General features: G+C 66.0%; 16 protein-coding genes. 9 read left to right on the top strand and 7 right to left on the bottom strand.

What is annotated here, in order from left to right; genetic code table 11:
• Positions 1-35: 35 nt before the first annotated feature.
• The gene (locus FDW81_RS01915; RefSeq protein ID WP_138132440.1) at positions 36-875 is read right to left on the bottom strand and encodes an IclR family transcriptional regulator; all 840 of its coding nucleotides are present in this window, start codon (positions 873-875) and stop codon (positions 36-38) included.
• A gap of 126 nt (positions 876-1,001) precedes the next feature.
• On the bottom strand, positions 1,002-2,276 hold the full coding sequence (locus FDW81_RS01910; protein WP_138132439.1) for a response regulator transcription factor family protein: 1,275 nt from the start codon (positions 2,274-2,276) through the stop codon (positions 1,002-1,004).
• 130 nt (positions 2,277-2,406) lie between these two features.
• Between FDW81_RS01910 and hxlB the strand changes: the two genes are divergently transcribed.
• Both hxlB and hxlA read left to right on the top strand, forming a co-directional pair.
• Complete coding sequence (hxlB, locus tag FDW81_RS01905; RefSeq protein WP_138132438.1) at positions 2,407-3,024, top strand: 6-phospho-3-hexuloisomerase; 618 nt, start codon at positions 2,407-2,409, stop codon at positions 3,022-3,024.
• A 61-nt stretch (positions 3,025-3,085) separates the two neighbouring features.
• On the top strand, positions 3,086-3,709 hold the full coding sequence (gene hxlA / locus FDW81_RS01900; protein WP_138132437.1) for a 3-hexulose-6-phosphate synthase: 624 nt from the start codon (positions 3,086-3,088) through the stop codon (positions 3,707-3,709).
• 264 nt (positions 3,710-3,973) lie between these two features.
• Here the strand turns inward: hxlA and FDW81_RS01895 are convergent, their stop codons facing one another.
• The gene (locus FDW81_RS01895) at positions 3,974-4,645 is read right to left on the bottom strand and encodes a GntR family transcriptional regulator (protein ID WP_138132436.1); all 672 of its coding nucleotides are present in this window, start codon (positions 4,643-4,645) and stop codon (positions 3,974-3,976) included.
• Between the two features lie 155 nt (positions 4,646-4,800).
• On the opposite strand from FDW81_RS01895, the gene glyA reads away from it, so the two are divergent.
• Genes glyA through purU form a run of 7 tightly spaced genes read left to right on the top strand, consistent with a single transcriptional unit; the run spans position 4,801 to position 13,687 of the window.
• The gene (glyA, locus tag FDW81_RS01890; RefSeq protein ID WP_138132435.1) at positions 4,801-6,156 is read left to right on the top strand and encodes a serine hydroxymethyltransferase; all 1,356 of its coding nucleotides are present in this window, start codon (positions 4,801-4,803) and stop codon (positions 6,154-6,156) included.
• Positions 6,153-7,373, top strand: a complete 1,221-nt coding sequence (locus FDW81_RS01885; RefSeq protein WP_138132434.1) for a sarcosine oxidase subunit beta family protein — start codon at positions 6,153-6,155, stop codon at positions 7,371-7,373. Before glyA ends, FDW81_RS01885 begins: the two co-directional genes overlap by 4 nt.
• A gap of 31 nt (positions 7,374-7,404) precedes the next feature.
• Positions 7,405-7,824 (top strand): sarcosine oxidase subunit delta, encoded by a 420-nt coding sequence (locus FDW81_RS01880; RefSeq protein ID WP_138132433.1) that lies wholly within the window; start codon positions 7,405-7,407, stop codon positions 7,822-7,824.
• Entirely contained in the window at positions 7,821-10,781 is a 2,961-nt protein-coding gene (locus FDW81_RS01875) for a sarcosine oxidase subunit alpha family protein (protein WP_138132432.1), read from the top strand. Before FDW81_RS01880 ends, FDW81_RS01875 begins: the two co-directional genes overlap by 4 nt.
• The gene (locus FDW81_RS01870) at positions 10,774-11,412 is read left to right on the top strand and encodes a sarcosine oxidase subunit gamma (protein ID WP_138132431.1); all 639 of its coding nucleotides are present in this window, start codon (positions 10,774-10,776) and stop codon (positions 11,410-11,412) included. The genes FDW81_RS01875 and FDW81_RS01870 overlap by 8 nt, the downstream gene beginning before the upstream one ends.
• 1 nt (position 11,413) lies before the next feature.
• Positions 11,414-12,787 (top strand): L-serine ammonia-lyase, encoded by a 1,374-nt coding sequence (locus FDW81_RS01865; protein WP_138132430.1) that lies wholly within the window; start codon positions 11,414-11,416, stop codon positions 12,785-12,787.
• A 3-nt stretch (positions 12,788-12,790) separates the two neighbouring features.
• Entirely contained in the window at positions 12,791-13,687 is an 897-nt protein-coding gene (purU, locus tag FDW81_RS01860) for a formyltetrahydrofolate deformylase (protein WP_138132429.1), read from the top strand.
• 168 nt (positions 13,688-13,855) lie between these two features.
• Here purU and FDW81_RS01855 read toward each other — a convergent pair whose 3' ends face one another.
• The 4 genes from FDW81_RS01855 to betA all read right to left on the bottom strand — a co-directional run bounded on the left by FDW81_RS01855 (position 13,856) and on the right by betA (position 20,162).
• Positions 13,856-14,809 (bottom strand): DUF559 domain-containing protein, encoded by a 954-nt coding sequence (locus tag FDW81_RS01855; RefSeq protein ID WP_138132428.1) that lies wholly within the window; start codon positions 14,807-14,809, stop codon positions 13,856-13,858.
• Positions 14,810-15,111: 302 nt separating this feature from the next.
• Positions 15,112-16,755, bottom strand: a complete 1,644-nt coding sequence (locus tag FDW81_RS01850; protein ID WP_240719844.1) for an APC family permease — start codon at positions 16,753-16,755, stop codon at positions 15,112-15,114.
• Between the two features lie 118 nt (positions 16,756-16,873).
• Entirely contained in the window at positions 16,874-18,427 is a 1,554-nt protein-coding gene (locus FDW81_RS01845; protein WP_138132427.1) for an aldehyde dehydrogenase family protein, read from the bottom strand.
• Between the two features lie 31 nt (positions 18,428-18,458).
• Complete coding sequence (gene betA / locus FDW81_RS01840) at positions 18,459-20,162, bottom strand: choline dehydrogenase (RefSeq protein WP_138132426.1); 1,704 nt, start codon at positions 20,160-20,162, stop codon at positions 18,459-18,461.
• Between the last annotated feature and the right edge of the window lie 18 nt (positions 20,163-20,180).

Genomic DNA, 20,180 nt, shown 5'->3' with positions numbered 1-20,180 from the left:
TGCGGTCGTGGGGCGTCCTGGTGTTCGCAGCTTCCTTATCCTCCCCCACGGAAGCTGACGCCTTTGGGGCCACCGGTGTAGCCCATCCTGGCGCTGACCTGCAGCCCCGCGTCTTTGAGGGCTTCGATCAGTCCCGGTGTCTTCTCCGGGTCAAAGCGGAAGGCCGGGCCGGAGATGCTGATGGCCCCGATCACGGCACCAAGGTGGTTGTAGACCGGGACGGCAACAGCAGTCAGCCCGATCTCGAACTCCTCCCGCACCAGGCCGTAGCCCTCGCGGGCGACGTCGATCAGCTGGGTTTCAAGCTCTTTGCGGTTGGTGATGGTCCGCGGAGTCCTGGGCGGCAGGCCGGTCTCTTTCAGTATGCGGTCCCGCTCCTCGGCCGGCAGTGCAGCCAGCAGGACCTTGCCGCTTGAGGTGGCATGCAGCGGGGTCAGGTTGCCCACCCAGTCATAGGTGGCCAAGGTGGACGGGCCCATCGCCTGGTCCACGTTCACTGCGTAATTGGACCGGAGGACGGCAAGGTTTACCGTCTCCTTGAATTCCTCCGCCAGCGCTTCCAGCACGGGCCGGGCCTCGCGGACCAGGCTGAGCCGCCCGGGAATGGAGCTCGCCAGGCGCAGGATGCCGAAGCCCAGCTGGTATTTTCCGCGGTCGCTGTTCTGCTGGACCATGTCCCTGCCCACCAGGGAACCCAGCAGCCGGGAGACGGTGGACTTGTGGATCCCCATTTCCTCAGCGATGTCGCTCACGCCGGCATGCCCGTCGCGGGCAAGGATTTCCAGCACCGTGAGGGCACGGTCCACCGACTGGACGCCGCCGTGCTGGCCCGCTTCCGCGTCGACGTCGGGTTCGCGCTCATTGTTCGAAGCCATGACTCATACTCTCAAGTAGGTTGCGGCCCGCGCTCTTGCAACGAGGTTCCGAGGGAGCCTCCGGTTACTCCACGGTTCCGATCCTAGACCGGGAATTGTGACGGAGGTGACATTGCATTAGGCGCGTTAACGCAGCCCGTTGCTGTGGGCCAGTGCCATGGCTTCGGTGCGGGATGAGGCGCCGATCTTCCGATAGAGGTTGCGGAGGTGGAACTTCACGGTGTTCTCGCTGATGTGCAGTTTCGCGGCGATGCTCCGGTTCCGCTGGCCCGCGGCCAGCAGCTGCAGCACCTCCAGTTCCCGCTCCCCCAGGTTCCAATCAGCCGCGTTTGCCAGCGGACGGGCCGGCGGGTCGAGCGGAATCACGACGGCGACGTCGGCACCCCAGCCGGGTATCACCTCCACGCCCACGCTGCCGTTGAGCGCCTCAACGCGCTGGACCAGGCGTGCCACTGCAGGTGCGGACGGGGTAAGCTCGCCCGGGCCGTCGTCACGCACGTTGATGAGGAGGTTTACGCCGTCGCAATCCCACTGGGTACGGATCCGGCGCACTCCCTGCTGGTCCACCATCGCCAGCAGGAGGCCACGGACAATCGCGCGGGCGGCGTGCGCCACTTCGCCGGGAAGCGCCCTCCCGTTGACCGGCGGTTCGATGAACTGCACGTCGATCCCGCTGAAGTTCATCAGCGGGCGCAAGTCCTCGCGCAGGCGCTGGAAGGCAGAGGCCACAGGTTCCTCCACCAGGTCAGTGGTGCGGTCGCTGAGCGTGCGCAGGCCCACCAGAGCTTTGGCAGCGATGTCGGTCGCTGCCGTGCGGGCGGCGGCATCGGCCAGCGCCGGCGACCTGAGGGCGGCAAGCATCGTTTCCAGGGTGGTGGAGTGCTGGTCCACCAGTTCGGCCGTCACGCGCAGGCGCTCCGCCGAGGCGGCCCGGGATTCAATGAGGTACGACGGCGGCGCATCTGCCACCTTTTCGCGGATCCGTTCGGCCGTGAGGGTCCAGAGGTAGCGCAAGATCCACTGCTGGTCCGCTGGGGTGGTGAAGTCCGGAACTGGTTGCGGGTTGGAGAGGACCAACAGGGCGTTGGTGGGCGAAGACAGGGCAAGGACGGGGCGCCGGTCACCGCCAAAGATGGCTTCGCCGCACCATTTCGTGCCGTCCTCCCCATCTGCCAGCAAGGCCCGGATGGTGTCCAGTTCCGCAATCGACACGCGGCTGATGACGGCTTCGGCACCGGCCTTCTTCTGCGGCCGTCCGGTGCAGTCCTCGGTGAAAATCACCAGGGCGCTTGATTCCCAGTACGGGCTGAGGGCTTCCCGCAATAGGCGTGCGATGTCCATCAAAGGCGCAGTGGCCAAGGCTGCGATTGCTCCCAGCAGGGCTGTGTTAGGGCGTTCCACCGGCCCATTGTAAGTTCACCGGCTTCCACACCTACCCTTTCGGGCGGGTATGACTGCCCGGTGGCGGCGTTGGACCCACCCATTGGACGGGTGAGCATTGGAGGGTCACAACGTCCGAGGAGGTAGGCGCATGAGCACGATTGCAGAAACAGATCCGGCTGCGTTGGCCGGGGCAGCCCTGACCGGAACGGGCAGGGCCTTTGACCGCAACCGCATCCTTGTCCTGGACGAGATCAGCGACGTTTTCCAGCGCGTTGACCCGGCAGAGGTGGCTTCCCTGGTAACCGAGCTTCGGCTGGCGGACAGGATCTTCGTCACCGGCGCAGGCCGCAGCGGCCTGGTTTTAAAGATGGCGGCGATGCGGCTGATGCACCTTGGCCTGACGGTGCACGTGGTGGGCGAGACCACCGCACCGGCCATCCGTGCCGGCGACCTGTTGCTCGCGGCCTCCGGATCCGGCACCACGGCCGGGGTGGTAAGAGCTGCGGAAACCGCCGTCGCGCAGGGAGCCCGGGTGGCTGCCTACACCACCAGCGAAGGTTCCCCGCTCGCCGTAGCGGCCGCCGCCGTAGTGCTCATCCCTGCAGCACAGAAGACGGACCACAATTCGGCAGTGACCCGGCAGTATTCCGGCAGTCTGTTCGAGCAGGCGCTGTTTGCCACCACGGAGGCAGTGTTCCAGAGCCTGTGGGACGAGGACGCCGCCGCTCCGGAGGACCTGTGGCAGCGCCACGCCAACCTCGAATAAATTCCCCGTCCCCACCTACCCGTTTCCAAACCCGCACTACCCAACCTGAAAGAGAAATAGAATGAAGCTGCAAGTAGCCATGGACGTCCTCACCGTCGAAGCCGCCCTCGACCTGGCCGGCAAAGTCGCCGAGTACGTGGACATCATCGAACTGGGCACGCCGCTGGTGAAGAACGCCGGACTGGCCGCCGTCAGCGCCGTCAAGACCGCCCACCCGGACAAGATTGTCTTCGCGGACATGAAGACCATGGATGCCGGCGAACTGGAAGCCGAAATCGCCTTCACCGCCGGCGCTGACCTGGTCTCCGTCCTCGGCAGCGCCGACGACTCCACCATCGCGGGCGCCGTCAGGGCCGCCAAGGCCCACAACAAGGGCATTGTGGTGGACCTGATCGGCGTTGCGGACAAGGTGGCTCGTGCCAAGGAAGCCCGTGCCTTGGGCGCGAAGTTCGTCGAGTTCCACGCCGGCCTGGACGAGCAGGCGAAGCCCGGCTACAACCTGGATGTACTGCTGGGCGCCGGCGAAGAAGCCCGCGTGCCGTTCTCCGTGGCGGGCGGCGTGAACCTTTCCACCATCGAAGCCGTGCAGCGCGCTGGTGCTGACGTGGCCGTCGTCGGCGGTTCCATCTACAGCGCCGACGATCCCGCCCTCGCCGCCAAGGAACTGAAGGCCGCGATCATCTAGCTCCAGCGCCCCGGACCTCCCGCAACCGCAGCGACCCCCGCCTTCCGTGGGGGCCGCCGTCGTGCCTGAAACCCTCTCTCACTTGCTGCGGCCTTTTGGCGATCCCTCTATCATTTGCTGCGGCCTTTAAGGAAACCCTCTTTCACGTCCTGCAGCAGTCTTAGACCCGCCTCCTATCGATTGAGAGGGCGTCCTGGATTTTGCGGCAGTAAGTGATAGAGCGTTCCGGTAAAAGCCCCGGGAAGTGATGGAGCGTCCTGGCGGCTAGAGAATCTTGCGGATGGTTTCCTCGAAGCTCGTGACGTGGTGCAGGGCGAGCTCTCCTGCCTTGTCCGCGTCGCCGGCCGCCACCGCTTTGAGCAGGTCCACGTGTTCAGTGATGTGGCCGGTCACGGAGGGAACCTTGTCCAGCACCACGCACCAGATGCGGGTGGCCAGGTTGTCGTAGCGGATCAGGGTGTCTTCCAGGTGCGGGTTGGCTGCCGCCTTGTAGATCAGCCGGTGCACCATGAGGTCATAGCGCATCAGGTCCCGCGACTCGCCCGTGCCCGGATCGATGCCGGCAATAGCGTCGGCCACTTTCAACAGTTCGCGGCGCATGCTTTCATTGGCGCGGTCTGCAGCCCTGCGGGCGGCGAGGGGCTCCAGCAGTTCCCGGATTTCTGACACGTCCGCCAGCTCCGTGAAGTCCACATTGGTTGCAAACGTGCCCCGGCGGGGATAGGAAACCACCAGGTGGTCCACCTCAAGCCGCTTGATCGCCTCGCGCACCGGCGTGCGGCTGAAGCCCAGCTCCGCCGCCAGCTGGCCGTCATTGATGGGCTCACCCGGGCGGATCTCCAGCATGATCAGTTTGTCGCGCAGCTGCCGGTATGCGGCCTCCGCCTGAGAGGGGGCTTCCTCCTCCGCAGGGGCCAGGGCAAGAAGTGCATTCAAGGCAACGCTCCGTTCTTCGAAACCCGCTCAAGTCCAAAGCGGTAGCTTCCAGCCGCTTTCGGTCCAGCTATTGACTCTGCTGTGACCGTAATCATACCATTGTTCTCACACTGATATATCAGTCATTGAACAAGTGGTATTTCAAAGGAGCATCCGTGGTTGAGCAGTTGAACGAGCGACTTTCCGCAGTCGATCCCGAGGTCCAGCAGGCCATCGCCCAGGAGCTGGTGCGCCAGCAGTCCACGCTGGAAATGATTGCCTCCGAGAATTTCGCCCCGTCCGCCGTCATGGAGGCGCAGGGTTCGGTCCTTACGAACAAGTACGCCGAGGGCTACCCGGGCAAGCGCTACTACGGCGGCTGCGAACACGTTGACGTGGTGGAGCAGCTGGCCATCGACCGCGTGAAGGCGCTGTTCGGCGCCGAGTTCGCCAACGTCCAGCCGCACTCCGGCGCCCAGGCCAACGCCGCCGCCATGTTCGCCCTGCTGAACCCGGGCGACACCATCATGGGCCTGGACCTGGCCCACGGCGGCCACCTCACCCACGGCATGCGCATCAACTTCTCCGGCAAGCTCTACAACGTGGTTCCCTACCACGTCCGCGAATCGGACCTGCGGATCGATATGGCCGAGGTCGAGGCCCTGGCCCTCGAGCACCGCCCCCGCCTGATCGTGGCCGGCTGGTCCGCCTACTCCCGCCAGCTGGACTTCGCCGAATTCCGCCGCATCGCAGACCTGGTGGACGCCTACCTCATGGTGGACATGGCACACTTCGCCGGCCTCGTCGCAGCAGGCCTGCACCCGAACCCGGTCCCGTACGCCGATGTTGTCACCACCACCACGCACAAGACCCTCGGCGGCCCGCGCGGCGGCGTAATCCTCGCCAAGGAGCAGTACGGCAAGAAGATCAACAGCGCCGTTTTCCCCGGCCAGCAGGGCGGCCCGCTGGAGCACGTCATCGCCGCCAAGGCCGTAGCCTTCAAGCTTGCCGGCAGCGCGGAGTTCAAGGAACGCCAGGAACGCGTCCTGCAGGGTTCCAAGCTCCTGGCGGAACGGCTCCTCCAGGACGACGTTGCCGCGGCAGGAATCTCCGTGGTCAACGGCGGCACCGACGTGCACCTGGTCCTGGTGGACCTGCGGAACTCCGAACTGGACGGGCAGCAGGCCGAAGACGTCCTGCACAAGATCGGCATCACCGTGAACCGCAACGCCGTCCCCTTCGACCCCCGCCCGCCGATGGTCTCCTCCGGACTCCGGATCGGCACCCCGGCGCTTGCCACCCGCGGCTTCGGCGCCAAGGAATTCACCGAGGTTGCGGACATTATCGCGACGGCGCTCATCGCCGCTGCGGGCGACCGCACCGACGGCGCTGGCACCCTGGACGGGAACACCGCCGTCGAACTCCGCGCCCGGGTGACGGCCCTTGCCGAACAGTTCCCCCTCTACCCCCACCTCAACGGCGACGCCGAGATTGCCGCCTTTGAAGCAGACATGATTGGAGCGGCCCAGTGAGCGCAGATCTCCTCCCCGAGCACCCGGACTTTCTCTGGCGCAACCCCGAGCCCAAGTCCTCCTACGACGCTGTGATCGTGGGCGGCGGCGGGCACGGCCTGGCTACCGCGTACTTCCTGGCCAAGAACCACGGCATGACCAACATCGCCGTTCTGGAAAAGGGCTGGCTGGCCGGCGGCAACATGGCCCGGAACACCACCATCATCCGCTCCAACTACCTTTGGGACGAGAGCGCCGCCATCTACGAGCACGCCCTCAAGCTCTGGGAGATCCTGCCGGAGGAGCTCGAATACGACTTCCTGTTCAGCCAGCGCGGCGTGATGAACCTGGCCCACACCCTCGGTGACGTGCGCGAAAGCATGCGGCGCGTGGGCGCCAACAAGCTCAACGGCGTCGACGCCGAGTGGCTGGACCCGCAGCAGGTCAAGGAACTCTGCCCCATCCTGAACATCAGCGACAACATTCGCTACCCCGTGATGGGCGCCACCTACCAGCCGCGCGCAGGCATCGCCAAGCACGACCACGTGGCCTGGGCCTTCGCCCGCAAGTGCGACGAGATGGGCGTGGACATTATCCAGAACTGCGAAGTCACCGGCTTCGTCAAGGACGGCAACCGCGTGGTGGGCGTCAAGACCAACCGCGGCACCATCAACACCGAAAAGGTGGGCCTCGCCGCCGCCGGCCACAGCTCGGTCCTGGCCGAAATGGCAGGCTTCCGGCTCCCCATCCAGTCCCACCCGCTGCAGGCCCTGGTTTCCGAACTGCACGAGCCCGTCCACCCCACGGTGGTGATGTCCAACCACGTGCACGTGTACGTCTCCCAGGCCCACAAGGGCGAACTGGTGATGGGCGCCGGCGTGGACTCCTACAACGGCTACGGCCAGCGCGGCTCCTTCCACGTGATCGAGCACCAGATGGCTGCCGCCGTCGAGCTGTTCCCGATCTTTGCCCGGGCCCACGTGCTCCGGACCTGGGGCGGCATCGTGGACACCACGCTGGACGCCTCCCCGATCGTGGGCAACACCCCGGTGGAGAACATGTTCGTCAACTGCGGCTGGGGCACCGGCGGTTTCAAGGCCACTCCGGCTGCCGGCATGACCTTCGCACACAACATCGCAACGGGCGAGCCGCACAGGCTGAACAAGCCGTTCGCACTGGAGCGCTTCGAAACCGGCGCCCTGATCGACGAACACGGCGCTGCCGCCGTCGCCCACTAGCTGCCCGACGCTCTTTAGAAAGAAGACGCACATGCTGCTCATCTCCTGCCCCAACTGCGGCTCCCGGGACGAAACCGAGTTTCACTACGGCGGCCAGGCCCATGTGGCCTACCCGGAAAACCCGAATGAACTCACGGACCGCGAATGGGCCGAGTACCTGTTCTACCGCGACAACACCAAGGGCGCCTTCGCCGAGCGCTGGCTGCACAGCACCGGCTGCCGCCAGTGGTTCAACATGCTCCGGGACACGGTCACCTACGAGATCCAGGCGATCTACCCGATGGGTTCACCCCGTCCCGATGCCGCCGGCAAGGTCACCGCCGACACCGGCACTGCCAGCACCGCCGCTGACAGCACCACCACCGGAAGCGCTTCTCCTGATATCTCGGGCACCAGCAGCTCCCCCACCAGCATCTCCAGCACCACCGCCCCGGAAGGAGCAACCCCGTGACTCCCCAGAATCCCGCGACTTCCCAGAACGCCCGCCTCGCCGCCGGCGGACGCATCGACCGCACCATCTCCTGGCGTTTCACTGTGGACGGCGAAGAATTTACCGGCCACCCGGGTGACACCCTCGCCTCCGCCCTGCTGGCCAACGGCCGTGTGGCCGCGGGCAGCTCCCTCTACGAGGACCGCCCCCGCGGCATCCTGTCCGCCGGCGTGGAGGAAGCCAATGCGCTGGTCAAGGTGCAGCCACGCTTCCCCGGCCACGTGGCCGAGTCCATGCTCCCCGCCACCACCGTCACCCTGGTGGACGGCCTGAAGGCGGAGTTCCTGAGCGGCCTCGGCAAGCTGGACCCGGCCGAGGACCGCGCCGAGTACGACAAAAAGTACGTCCACACTGACGTCCTGGTGATCGGCGGGGGCCCCGCCGGCCTGGCCGCCGCCCGCGAGGCAGTCCGCTCCGGCGCCCGCGTGATGCTTCTGGATGACCAGCCCGAACTGGGCGGATCCCTCCTCTCCGGTTCCACGTCCCCGGAACTGGCGGAGACCATCGAAGGCAAGCCGGCCCTGGAATGGGTGGCCGATGTCGAGGCGGAGCTCGTTTCGGGCGCCGAATCCACCGTCCTGAACCGCACCACCGCCTTCGGCGCCTACGACGCCAACTACGTCATCGCCGTCCAGAACCGCACCGACCACCTGTCCTCCCCTGCCGCCCCGGGCGTTTCCCGGCAACGCATTTGGCACATCCGTGCCAACCAGGTGGTCCTGGCCCCCGGCGCCCACGAACGCCCGCTGGTGTTCGAGAACAACGACCGTCCCGGCATCATGCTCGCCTCGGCCGTTCGCAGCTACCTGAACCGCTACGCCGTGGCCGCGGGCAAGCGCGTGGTCATCAGCACCACCAACGACAGTGCCTACGCCCTGGCGGCTGACCTTCGCGCTGCCGGTGTCAAGATCGCTGCCGTGGTGGACGCCCGTCCGCAGCTCACCGAAGTTGCTGCCGCCGCCGTCGAGGCCGGCACCCGCGTGCTGATCGGCAGCGCAGTGGCGAACACCTCCGCTGACGGAACGGGCCGGCTGGACGGGATCACCGTCCGCAGCATCAACGACGACGGCGAACTCACCTCGGGCATCGAGCAGATCGCCTGCGACCTGCTGGCTGTGTCCGGCGGCTGGAGCCCGCTGGTGCACCTGCACTCGCAGCGGCAGGGCAAGCTGCGCTGGGACGACGAGCTGGCGGCCTTTGTGCCCAGCACCGTGGTCCCCAACCAGCAGATCGTGGGTTCGGGGCGCGGCAGCTTTGGGCTGACCGACTGCCTCGCCGAAGGTGTCTCTGCGGGAGCCTCCGCGGCGATCGCAGCCGGCTTCAGCACCGGCGTCGAACCTGCTCCGCTGGGTGAGCCGAAAGCCTCCGCTCCCACGCGCCAGCTGTGGCTGGTCCCCGGTGAGCAGGGCACCCCGGACGAGTGGCACCACCACTTCGTGGACTTCCAGCGCGACCAGTCTGTAGCTGATGTACTGCGCTCCACGGGAGCGGGCATGCGCTCCGTGGAGCACATCAAGCGGTACACCTCCATCAGCACCGCCAACGACCAGGGCAAGACCTCCGGCGTCAACGCGATCGGCGTGATTGCTGCTGCGCTCCGGACCGCGGGCGAAGCTTCCCGCGGCATTGGTGACATCGGTACCACCACCTACCGCGCGCCCTTCACCCCGGTGGCCTTCGCGGCACTGGCCGGACGCCAGCGCGGCGAGCTGTTCGACCCCGCCCGCGTCACCTCAATCCACCCGTGGCATGTTGCCAAGGGCGCCCTGTTCGAGGACGTCGGGCAGTGGAAGCGCCCCTGGTACTACCCGCAGGCCGGGGAGGACATGGACACGGCCGTGCTGCGCGAGTGCGCCGCCGTCCGGGAATCCGTCGGCTTCATGGACGCCACCACCTTGGGCAAGATCGAGATCCGCGGCAAGGATGCCGGCGAGTTCCTGAACCGCATCTACACCAACGCGTTCAAGAAGCTCGCCCCGGGTTCGGCCCGCTACGGCGTGATGTGCACGCCTGACGGCATGATCTTCGACGACGGTGTGACCCTGCGCCTGGACGAGGAAACCTACTTCATGACCACCACCACCAGCGGCGCCGCAAAGGTGTTGGACTGGCTGGAGGAATGGCTGCAGACCGAGTGGCCGGAACTGGACGTGCACTGCACCTCGGTGACGGAGCAGTGGAGCACCATTGCCGTCGTCGGACCCAAGTCCCGCGAGGTCCTCGCCAGGGTGGCGCCGGAACTGGCCGCCAACGGCGGGCTGGAAGCCGAAGCCTTCCCCTTCATGACCTTCCGAGAAACCACCCTGGCCTCCGGCGTCCGCGCCCGGGTCTGCCGAATTTCCTTCTCCGGCGAACTCGCCTACGAGATCAACGTGCCATCCTGGTACGGACTGAACACGTGGGAAGCCGTGGCAGCCGCCGGGGCCGAGTTCAACATCACCCCCTACGGCACGGAAACCATGCACGTGCTCCGCGCCGAAAAGGGCTACCCGATCGTTGGCCAGGACACCGACGGAACCGTGACTCCGCAGGATGCCGGCATGGAATGGATCGTCTCCAAGGCCAAGGACTTCATCGGCAAGCGCTCCTACTCCCGCACTGACGCACAGCGCGGGGACCGCAAGCATCTGGTGAGCGTCCTGCCGGTAGATGGCGGATTCAGGCTGCCCGAAGGCACCCAGCTCGTGGAGAAGGGCCGTTCCACCAACCCGGCCTACGGCCCGGTTCCGATGGAAGGCTTCGTCACCTCCAGCTACCACAGCGCAGCACTGGGCCGGTCGTTCGGCCTGGCACTGATCAAGAACGGCCGCAACCGGATCGGCGAGACCCTGGTGGCAGCCGCGGGCGACCAGCTCGTGGACGTCGTCGTCGCCGAAACCGTACTTTTTGACCCCGAAGGGACCCGCAAAGATGGCTGAAACAGCAGCACCCGCAAACTCCGCCCAGAAGAACCTCTCCCTGCGCGTCAGCCCGGCAGCACCGCTCGGCGCAGCTTTCGAAGCCGGCTCTGTCCGGGGCGTCGTGGAACTTCGTGAAGTGCCGTTCCTGACCATGGTGGGCCTGCGGGTCAACCGGAACAGCGGGGCCGGTCAGCGCGTGGCTTCCGTCACCGGCGGCCTGCCCGCAGGCTGCGGCAGCGTCAGCGGGACCGGGGACACTTCGGTCCTGTGGCTCGGACCCGAGGAGTTCCTGGTGGTGGCGCCCACCGAAGCCCACGAGTCCCTGGGCGGTGACCTGATCCAGGCACTGCGCGAGGCACTGGGCGGCGACGCTGGGCAGGTGGTAGATCTTTCCGCCAACCGCACCACCTTTGAACTCAGCGGTCCGCGGGCCCGGGCCGTTCTGGAAAAGGGCTGCTCCCTGGACCTGCACCCCAGTGTCCTGCAGGCAGGCACGGCCCTGTCCACAGAGATTGGCAACATCCCGGCCGTCCTCTGGAAAACCGGCGACGAGTCGTTCCGGATCTTCCCCCGTGCCTCGTTTGCCGATTTCCTGGGCCGCTGGCTCCTGGACGCCATGCGGGAGTACGCCTCCCCAGAGGTCCCCTGACATGGCACTCAGCGTCCTCGACCTGTTCTCCGTTGGCATCGGGCCGTCCTCGTCACACACGGTCGGCCCGATGCGGGCAGCGAAGCTGTTCGCCGACGGACTGAAAGGCGACGGACACCTGAGCTCCACCACCCGGGTCCAGGCCGAACTGTTCGGCTCGCTCGGCGCCACCGGGCGGGGCCACGGCTCGGACAAGGCCGTGGTCCTGGGCTTCAAGGGCCTGGACCCCGAAACGGTGGACACCTCCACAGCCGATGACCAGGTTGCAGCCGCCGCGCTCGACGCTGAACTGTGGATCTGCGGCGACCACCGGGTGGACTTCAACTGGGACGAGGACGTGGTGCTGCACCGGCGCAAGTCCCTCCCGGCCCACCCGAACGGCATGACCTTCCGTGCGCTGGACCATGCCGGTGCCGTGCTCAGCGAACGGAGCTTCTATTCAATTGGGGGCGGCTTCGTGGTTGATGGGGACGCCGACGCCGGCGACCGCGTGGTGGCAGATGCCACCATCCTCCCCTACCCCTTCAACACCGCCGACGAACTCCTGGCCATCTGCAGCCGCGAGGGCATGTCCATCTCGGACGTGATGCTGGCCAACGAGCTGTCCTGGCGGTCCGAGGCGGAACTGCGCGAAGAACTCCTGAAGCTGTGGGCGGTGATGCGTGAGTGCGTGCACAACGGCTGCACTGCGGAAGGGATCCTTCCCGGCGGGCTCAACGTCCGCCGCCGCGCGCCGTCGTTGTTCCAGACCCTGGCCGCGGACACTGGCGAGACGGACCCGCTGCGGGCCATGGAATGGGTGAACCTGTTCGCGCTGGCCGTGAACGAGGAGAACGCCGCCGGCGGGCGGATCGTCACCGCGCCCACCAACGGTGCGGCGGGGATTGTCCCGGCGGTGCTGCACTACTACCTGAAGTTTGTCCCCGGCGCCAACGACGACGGTGTAGTCCGCTTCCTGCTGGCCGCGGCCGCCGTCGGAATCCTGTTCAAGATCAACGCCTCCATCTCCGGTGCCGAGGTGGGCTGCCAGGGCGAGGTGGGCTCCGCCTGCTCCATGGCCGCCGCAGGACTCTGCGAGGTGCTGGGCGGGACGCCGGCGCAGGTGGAAAACGCCGCCGAGGTGGGCATTGAACACAACCTGGGCCTGACGTGCGACCCGGTGGGCGGGCTGGTGCAGATCCCCTGCATCGAGCGCAATGCGATCGCCAGCGTCAAGGCCATCAACGCGGCACGCCTTGCCCTGCACGGCGACGGCAGCCACAAGGTATCCCTGGACAAAGCCATCAAAACGATGCGCGAAACAGGAGCCGACATGAAAACGAAGTACAAGGAAACCTCCCGCGGAGGCCTTGCCGTCAACGTAATCGAGTGCTGAGCCATGACTGCAATTGAGACTGAAACCCCTGTTTCCCAGCCGGTGACCACCGTGGAGCACGTCCTGACGCTGGACTGCTCCGAGTCGCCCGGCATTGTCCACGCCGTCTCCGGTTTCCTGCTGGAACACGGGTGCGACATTATCGACAACCAGCAGTTCGGCGAGCGTTCCGAAGGGCACTTCTTCATGCGGGTGCATTTTGCGTCCGACGGCGATGCCTCAACAGTGGACACGCTGCGGGCCGCTTTCAGTCCCGTCGCCGACCGCTTCGGGATGCGCTGGCGGCTGGAGCGGCACGGCTCAAAGCGGCGGGTGCTGATCATGGTATCCAAGTTCGGGCACTGCCTGAATGACCTGCTGTTCCGGGCGCGGATTGGTGAACTGCCCGTGGACGTGGTGGCCGTGGTCTCGAACCACACGGACCACCAGGCGCTCGTGGAGTGGCACGGGATCCCGTTCTTCCATGTGCCGGTCACCCCTGGGACGAAGCCTGCGGCTGAAGCCCGGCTGCTGGAGCTGGTGGACGAGTTCGACGTGGAGCTTGTGGTGCTGGCCCGCTACATGCAGGTGCTGAGCGACAACCTGACCCGCAAGCTGGACGGGAAGGCGATCAACATCCACCACTCGTTCCTGCCCAGCTTCAAGGGGGCCAAGCCGTACCACCAGGCGTACGCGCGCGGCGTGAAGACCGTTGGGGCCACCGCACACTACGTCAACAGCGAGCTGGATGAGGGACCCATCATCTCGCAGCAGACGGTTGAGGTGGACCACACCTACGGGCCCGAGGACCTGGTGGCCGCCGGCCGCGACACCGAGTGCAAGGCCCTGTCCAACGCGGTCCGCTGGCACTGCGAAGGCCGGGTGATCCTGCAGGGCAACCGCACGGTGGTCCTCCGCTGATTCCGCCCTCCCCCACGGACGCTCTCTCACTTAACGCGGCTTTTCCAGCGACGCTCTCTCACTTAACGCGGCTTTTCCAGCGACGCTCTCTCACCCCGGTGACCAGTTCAACGGCGAGGGAGCGTCACGGCTTTAAGGGGGGCTACTGAACGAGATTTCTGCCACCGCTTAACCGCTGGCAAACCCTGATGCCTGTGGATGGTCAAGCCAGCCGTTCCGCAGTGCCCGTTTTATTCCTTGCACTGCACGCTGAAAATCGTCGGCAAGGTCTTCCTTGTCGAATACAAGCACCGTCCAGCCAGCGGCTTCGAAGGCCTTGTCGCGTCTCCTGTCGCTGAACATCTGTGCCTCTCCGAGGTGATGTCCGCCGTCGTACTGGATTGCCAGGCGTCGATGACGGTAGCCAAGATCGGCCGACGGTGACCTCGCGTCTCCGGTGCGCAATGGCACCTGAAGTTCCGGTTCGGGTAAGCCCGCGCTGACGATAGCCAGCCGGAGCAGCGATTCCGGGGCAGAATCGGCGCCCACCCGCATCAGCTCCAACGCTTCGCGGGCCCTGACGATGCCTTGGAGATTCGGGTGGCGCCCCACCAGGATGCGCAGTCCCGCCAAGGTGTCATAGGGTTGCGTCCTTCCCTCGAAATCCATCCGCGGGATACGGATCAGTTCATCACCCATGCTCACCAGATCATTGAGCGGCAGCATCCGTGCCAGATCGAGCCAAGTGCGGGACCGGGTGCTCAGGCTGATGCCATCAACCTCTTCAACCTCACCTTCAAGAGCCAGTACGGTATGCCCCAATATTCCCTTCCGGCGGACCGACGGCAGCGCACGCGGCTTGCTGAGATGCAGCTCTGTGGACTCCGCCAGCCACGGCGGCAGCAGTTGGCACCGGAGCCGTGCCGCGGTCACGTGCGAGATCCAGGCTCCGGGAGATGCAGCGGATAACGCCCTGGCAGCGCCTTCCAGATCGAAGTCCCAGTCCGCGGGGCGGTAAAGACCCCGGCCCACGTTGACCACATCATTGCGGCGGAGTCTGTCCGCGGTGAGGCCGGAAGCCGTGGCAGAGCTGAAGGTGAAGGGAGCCTTCGCCAAGGGCGGGGGCAAGACTTGCTTTCGCATGCTGGCATTGTGCCCCGAGACCGTATGACGCTGCAGAAGTTATCCACAGGCCTGCCGTTGGCTGTTCAGCGGGGCGAGGGGGTTCCCGGAAAACCCTCGTTAAGTGGGAGAGGGTTGCCGGAAAAACGACGTTAAGTGGGAGAGCGTCGCAGGGGGACGATCGCCCAATGGCGAGCTCCCCCTCGTCGAAGCTGCATCAGGTCCTGCCAAGGAGCTCGGGTAAAGATGCACGACGACGAGCGTCCCTTCGCCCGGGAGGGTTGGCGAAGGGACGCTCGTCCAGGGTGCCTGCGGGTTGGGACCTACCGCGCCACGTCCATCACCGACTGCGAGACCGCGGCAGGGCCAGGCGCCGATACGGGCGGGGTGGGAGCATCAGCCTGCGATGGGGCGGAGGGTACCTCGGAATCTCCCCGAACTGCCGCGGCTGCGTGCTCGGCCAGGACGCCCGTCTGGTGCCTGATCTTCAGGCGGTACAGGAGTGCGCCGCCCACGGTGACTGCGGTGACGAAGAGAACCCCGCCCCACTGCAGGTACCACTCGAACGGCGGCACTGAGTTGTAGATCTCCGGCCGGGGCCAGACCAGGTTCAGCGTCATGGCTCCGCCCCACAGGACCGCGACGATATTAACTGGAACACCCCACTTGCCGAGACTGAATCCGGCCTCTCCGTGGCTTTCGTCGGACAGCGGCCATTTCTTCAGGAAGCGCCGCCGCAGCAGCGGGACAGTGACGAGCAGGTAGGACAGGTAGATCAGGACGATGCTGATGCTGGAAAGGATGGTGAAAATTGCGGGCTGGGATACGTTGACGATCAGCGGAATGATGGCGATGAGTCCGATGACGATGGCCGCCACCGTGGGCGTCTTCCGCTCGGGATGCACTCTGCTGAGCTGGCGGCTGAAGGGCAGGTTGTTGTCCCGCGCCATAGCGAACATCATGCGGATGGCGGCGGCGTGGACGGCGAGGGTACAGACGAACACGGCCACCACGATGCACACCAGGAAGGCCTTGCCAAACGGGCCTCCCAGCACCGAAAGCACGATGTACTGCAGCCCGCCGTCGGCACTTCCCAACTTGGGGTCGTTCAAATCCGGGGCGGCCAGGAGCCCGCCGAGGAGAATCAGTCCGCCGAGGATGAAGGACGCGGTGATTGCCCGAAGGATGGCCCTGGGAGCGGTCTTTTTCGGGTCCTTGGTCTCCTCGCCCAGGGAACTGGCGGTGTCGAAGCCGTACATCACGTACCCGGAGGCCATGGCACCGATGAGGAACACCCCGAAGAAGCCGAGGTCGTGGTCCATGCCGTAGCCTGCGGTGCTGAAAAGGACTTCCGGGCCCCGCACCACATGCCAGGCCAGGGCCAGGATGAGGAGCACGGCGGCAGCGAGTTCCACAAAGACGCCGATGCTGTTGATTTTGGTCATCAGCTTGACGCCGAAGGCGTTGATAAGGGTGGAGATGGAGATCATGATGCTGGCGAGCAGGACGCCGTTGAGGGCGAAATCGTACGTGCCGGTGCCGTCACCGATGATCTGGAAACCGGACCAGATCTGGGGGAGAGTGAGCTGCAGCGCCAGGGCCACGGCCCCGAGCGCCACGATCGAGGAAATGAGCAGCAGCCAGCCGGCCAGCCAGGCGAACGTACCTGACGAGAGCTGTTTGGCCCAGTTGTAGACGGACCCGGCCACGGGATAGCGCCCGGCAAGCTCGGCGAAGCAGAGCGCCACCATGAGCTGGCCGGCGAAGACGATCGGCCAGGACCAGGCGTAGGCCGGTCCGGCCATGGAGAAGCCAAAGTAGAACAGCTGAAAAACGCCGGTGAGGATGGAAATATAGCTGACGCCGGCCGCGAAACTGGCAAACTTGCCGATGCTGCGGTCCAGGGTCTGGGCATAGCCGAACTCGTCCATGCCACTTGAATCAGTACTCTTGCTGGGTTCCAACATCCGAACTCCTAGATGAGAAAAGCACGATGGTGATGCCCCGCGGCCGCCGTTGGACGCGGTTGGTATCGGCAGCCGGGCGCCACGCGTGCGGCGCCCGGCTGTTCTCCGAATGCTGTTGCTAGCCGATGGCCCCCACCCCGGCGTCACCGGCAGGTGAACCGAACCAGCCGCTGGGCGCGGGCTGGACGTTCTGCCAGATATGTTTTGCCTCGCGGTATTCGTTGAGTCCCGCGCTGCCGAGCTCCCGGCCAATGCCGGACTTCCCGAAACCGCCCCACTCCGCCTGCGGGACGTACGGGTGATAGTCGTTGATCCATACTGTTCCGTGCCGGAGGGCTCCGGCAACACGCTGGGCCTTGGAGGCATCCGAGGTCCACACCGCCCCGGCCAGCCCGTACTCCGTGTCGTTGGCGATGGCCACGGCCTCGTCCTCGGTCCGGAACGTCTCGACGGTCAGCACCGGCCCGAACGATTCCTCCTGCAGCACGCTCATGCCGGAGCGGCAGTTGCCGAGCACCGTGGGCGGGTAGAAGAAGCCGTCCGCGAGCGGTCCCTCGTCCGGGATGAACCCCCCGCACAGCAGCTCGGCGCCCTCGGCAATCCCGGCCTGGACGTAGGCGTGGACCTGATCGCGGTGCTTGGCGGAGATGAGCGGCCCCGTCTCGGCCTCCGGATCAAACGGTCCGCCCATCCGGATCTTCTTAGCCCGTTCCACCACTTCGGCCACAAAGCGCTCGGCGATGCTCTCTTCGACGACGAGCCGGGCCCCGGCCGAGCAAACCTGGCCGGAGTGCAGGAACACGGCAGTCAATGCGTTGTCGACGGCGGCGTCCCAGTCTGCGTCTGCGAAGACGACGTTGGGGTTCTTCCCGCCGAGTTCGAAGGCGACGCGTTTCACCGTCTCTGCGGCGGCAGCCATGATGGTCTGGCCGGTGGCCAGGCTTCCGGTCAGGGAAACGAGGTCCACGCGCGGGTCCGAGCTGAGCGGGCCACCGACCCGCGACCCGCTTCCCGTCACCAGGTTTGCAACCCCGGCGGGAACCCCGGCTTCCGCGAGGGTTTCCATCAGCAGGATGGCGGTGGAGGGCGTGAGCTCGCTGGGCTTGAGCACGAACGAGTTTCCTGCAACGAGCGCTGGGGCCACCTTCCAGGCGGCCTGCAGGAGCGGGTAATTCCACGGGGCGATAAGGGCACAGACGCCGAGCGGCTCGTACACCACTCTGCTGATGGCGTTCGGGCGGCCGGTGTCGATCACCCGGCCGGCATCGAGGCCGGCGATCTTGCCGTAGTACCGGAAGCATGCGGCGATGTCGTCGATGTCGTATTCGGCTTCGACCAGCCGCTTGCCGGTGTCGAGCGCCTCGGCCCGGGCGTATTCAGCTTTGTCCCGTTCAAGCAGGTCTGCTACTTGGAGAAGGACGGCGCCCCGATCAAGGTCGGTGAGCCGCCGCCACGGGCCGCTGTCGAACGCTTCGCGCGCACTGGAGATGGCCCTCTCAGCATCCTCCGGCGTGGACGAGGCAACGGTTGCCACCTCGCTCCCGTCCGCCGGGCAGCGCACGACTGTTGTTCCGCCGTCGGACGCCTGTTGCCAGGCGCCGTCGACGTACAGGCCTTTGACGGTGTCCTGCGCTTCCGCGGCCTGGTGTACTTGCTCAACGGTGGCGGTCATGGTTGCTCCTTTTCCTGTGCATCAATCATGCCTAAGCCCTGCCTGCCGGGGCAGCGACGGCGTTACGCTCGAGCGGGCTGACCCCGTGCCGGTAGAACTCTGCGTGCTGCGGCGCCAGGGGGGCTTTGCCGGCAATGAGATCGGCGGCCTTTTCCGCAAGCATCATGACGGGCGCGTAGATGTTCCCGTTGGTGACGTATGGCATGGCGGAGGCGTCCACCACGCGCAGGCCGCTGGTGCCGTGGACTGTCATGTCCAGCGGGTTGACCACCGCCATGGGGTCGGAATCCGGGCCCATCTTCGCTGTGCAGGACGGGTGAAGTGCCGTTTCGGCGTCGCGGGCAACCCAGTCAAGGATCTCGGCGTCCGTCTGCACGGACCGGCCCGGGGAAAGCTCCCCGCCGTTGAACGGCGACATGGCGGACTGGCCCAGGATGTCCCGCGCAACATGGACGGCCTCCACCCATTCGCGCCGGTCCTGGTCCGTGGACAGGTAGTTGAACACCATGGACGGGTGGACCGTTGGGTCCGTGGACTTGATCTTCAGGGTGCCGCGGGCGTCGGAGTACATGGGGCCGATGTGCACCTGGTAGCCGTGCTTCGCATCGGCCTTCTGTCCGTCGTAGCGGACGGCAACCGGCAGGAAGTGGAACATCAGGTTGGGGTAGGCAACATCCTCGTTGGAGCGGACAAAGCCGCCGCCCTCGAAGTGGTTGGTGGCTGCCGGGCCCTTGCGGCCGAAGAGCCACTGCATGCCGATCCACGGCATGCGCCAGACGTCCAGGGCCGGCTGCATGGAGACCGGCTCGGTGCAGGCGTGCTGGATGTAGACCTCGAGGTGGTCCTGGAGGTTTTCGCCGACGCCGGGAAGGTTGGCCACGGTGTTGATGCCCAGCGAGTTCAGGTGTGCTGCGTCGCCCACGCCGCTGAGCTGCAGCAGCTGCGGCGTGTTGATGGCTCCGCCGGCCAGGATGACCTCACCCGCGTTCACCTGGTGGGTCTTGCCGTTGCGCCGGTACGTTACACCCGTTGCCACATTGCCCTTGAAGTTGACCTTGGTGGCCAGGGCCCGCGTCAGGACCGTGAGGTTTTTCCGGGAAGAGTTGGGCCGGATGTGCGCCCTGGAGGCCGAGAGCCGCTGGCCCTTGTGGACGTTGCGGTCAAAGGGGGCGAAGCCTTCCTGGCGGTAGCCGTTGACGTCGTCGGTCATCGGGTAGCCGGCCTGCTGGGCGGCCATGAAGAACGCCTGGAAGAGCGGATTCCTGGCGGGGCCCCGCTCAAGGACCAGGGGGCCGTCGTGCCCGCGGAGCTCGTCGTCGGGATCCGCTGCCAGCGCATTTTCCATCTTGTTGAAGTAGGGAAGGCAGTGGGCGAAGTCCCAGGTCTCCATGCCGGCGTCCGCGCCCCAGCGCTCGTAGTCGAGGGGGTTTCCGCGCTGGAAGATCATGCCGTTGATCGAGCTGGAGCCGCCCAGGACCTTGCCTCGGGCATGGGCAACGCGGCGGCCGCCCATGTACGGCTCGGGATCCGACTGGTAGCGCCAGTCGTAAAGCGGGTTACCGCTGGGGAAGGTCAGCGCGGCGGGCATCTGGATGAACAGGTCCCAGGGGTAGTCGCTCCGCCCCGCCTCGAGAACCAGGACGCTGCTCTGGCCTCCTTCGCTCAGCCGGTTGGCGAGTACCGAACCCGCGCTGCCGCCGCCGACGATGACGTAGTCGTAGTGGGTTTTAGTCATGCTGCAAACTCTCCTTCT

The sequence above is a fragment of the Pseudarthrobacter sp. NamB4 genome (assembly GCF_005796185.1).
Lineage (GTDB): Bacteria > Actinomycetota > Actinomycetes > Actinomycetales > Micrococcaceae > Arthrobacter.
This window is presented reverse-complemented; position numbering and strand designations above follow the sequence as displayed.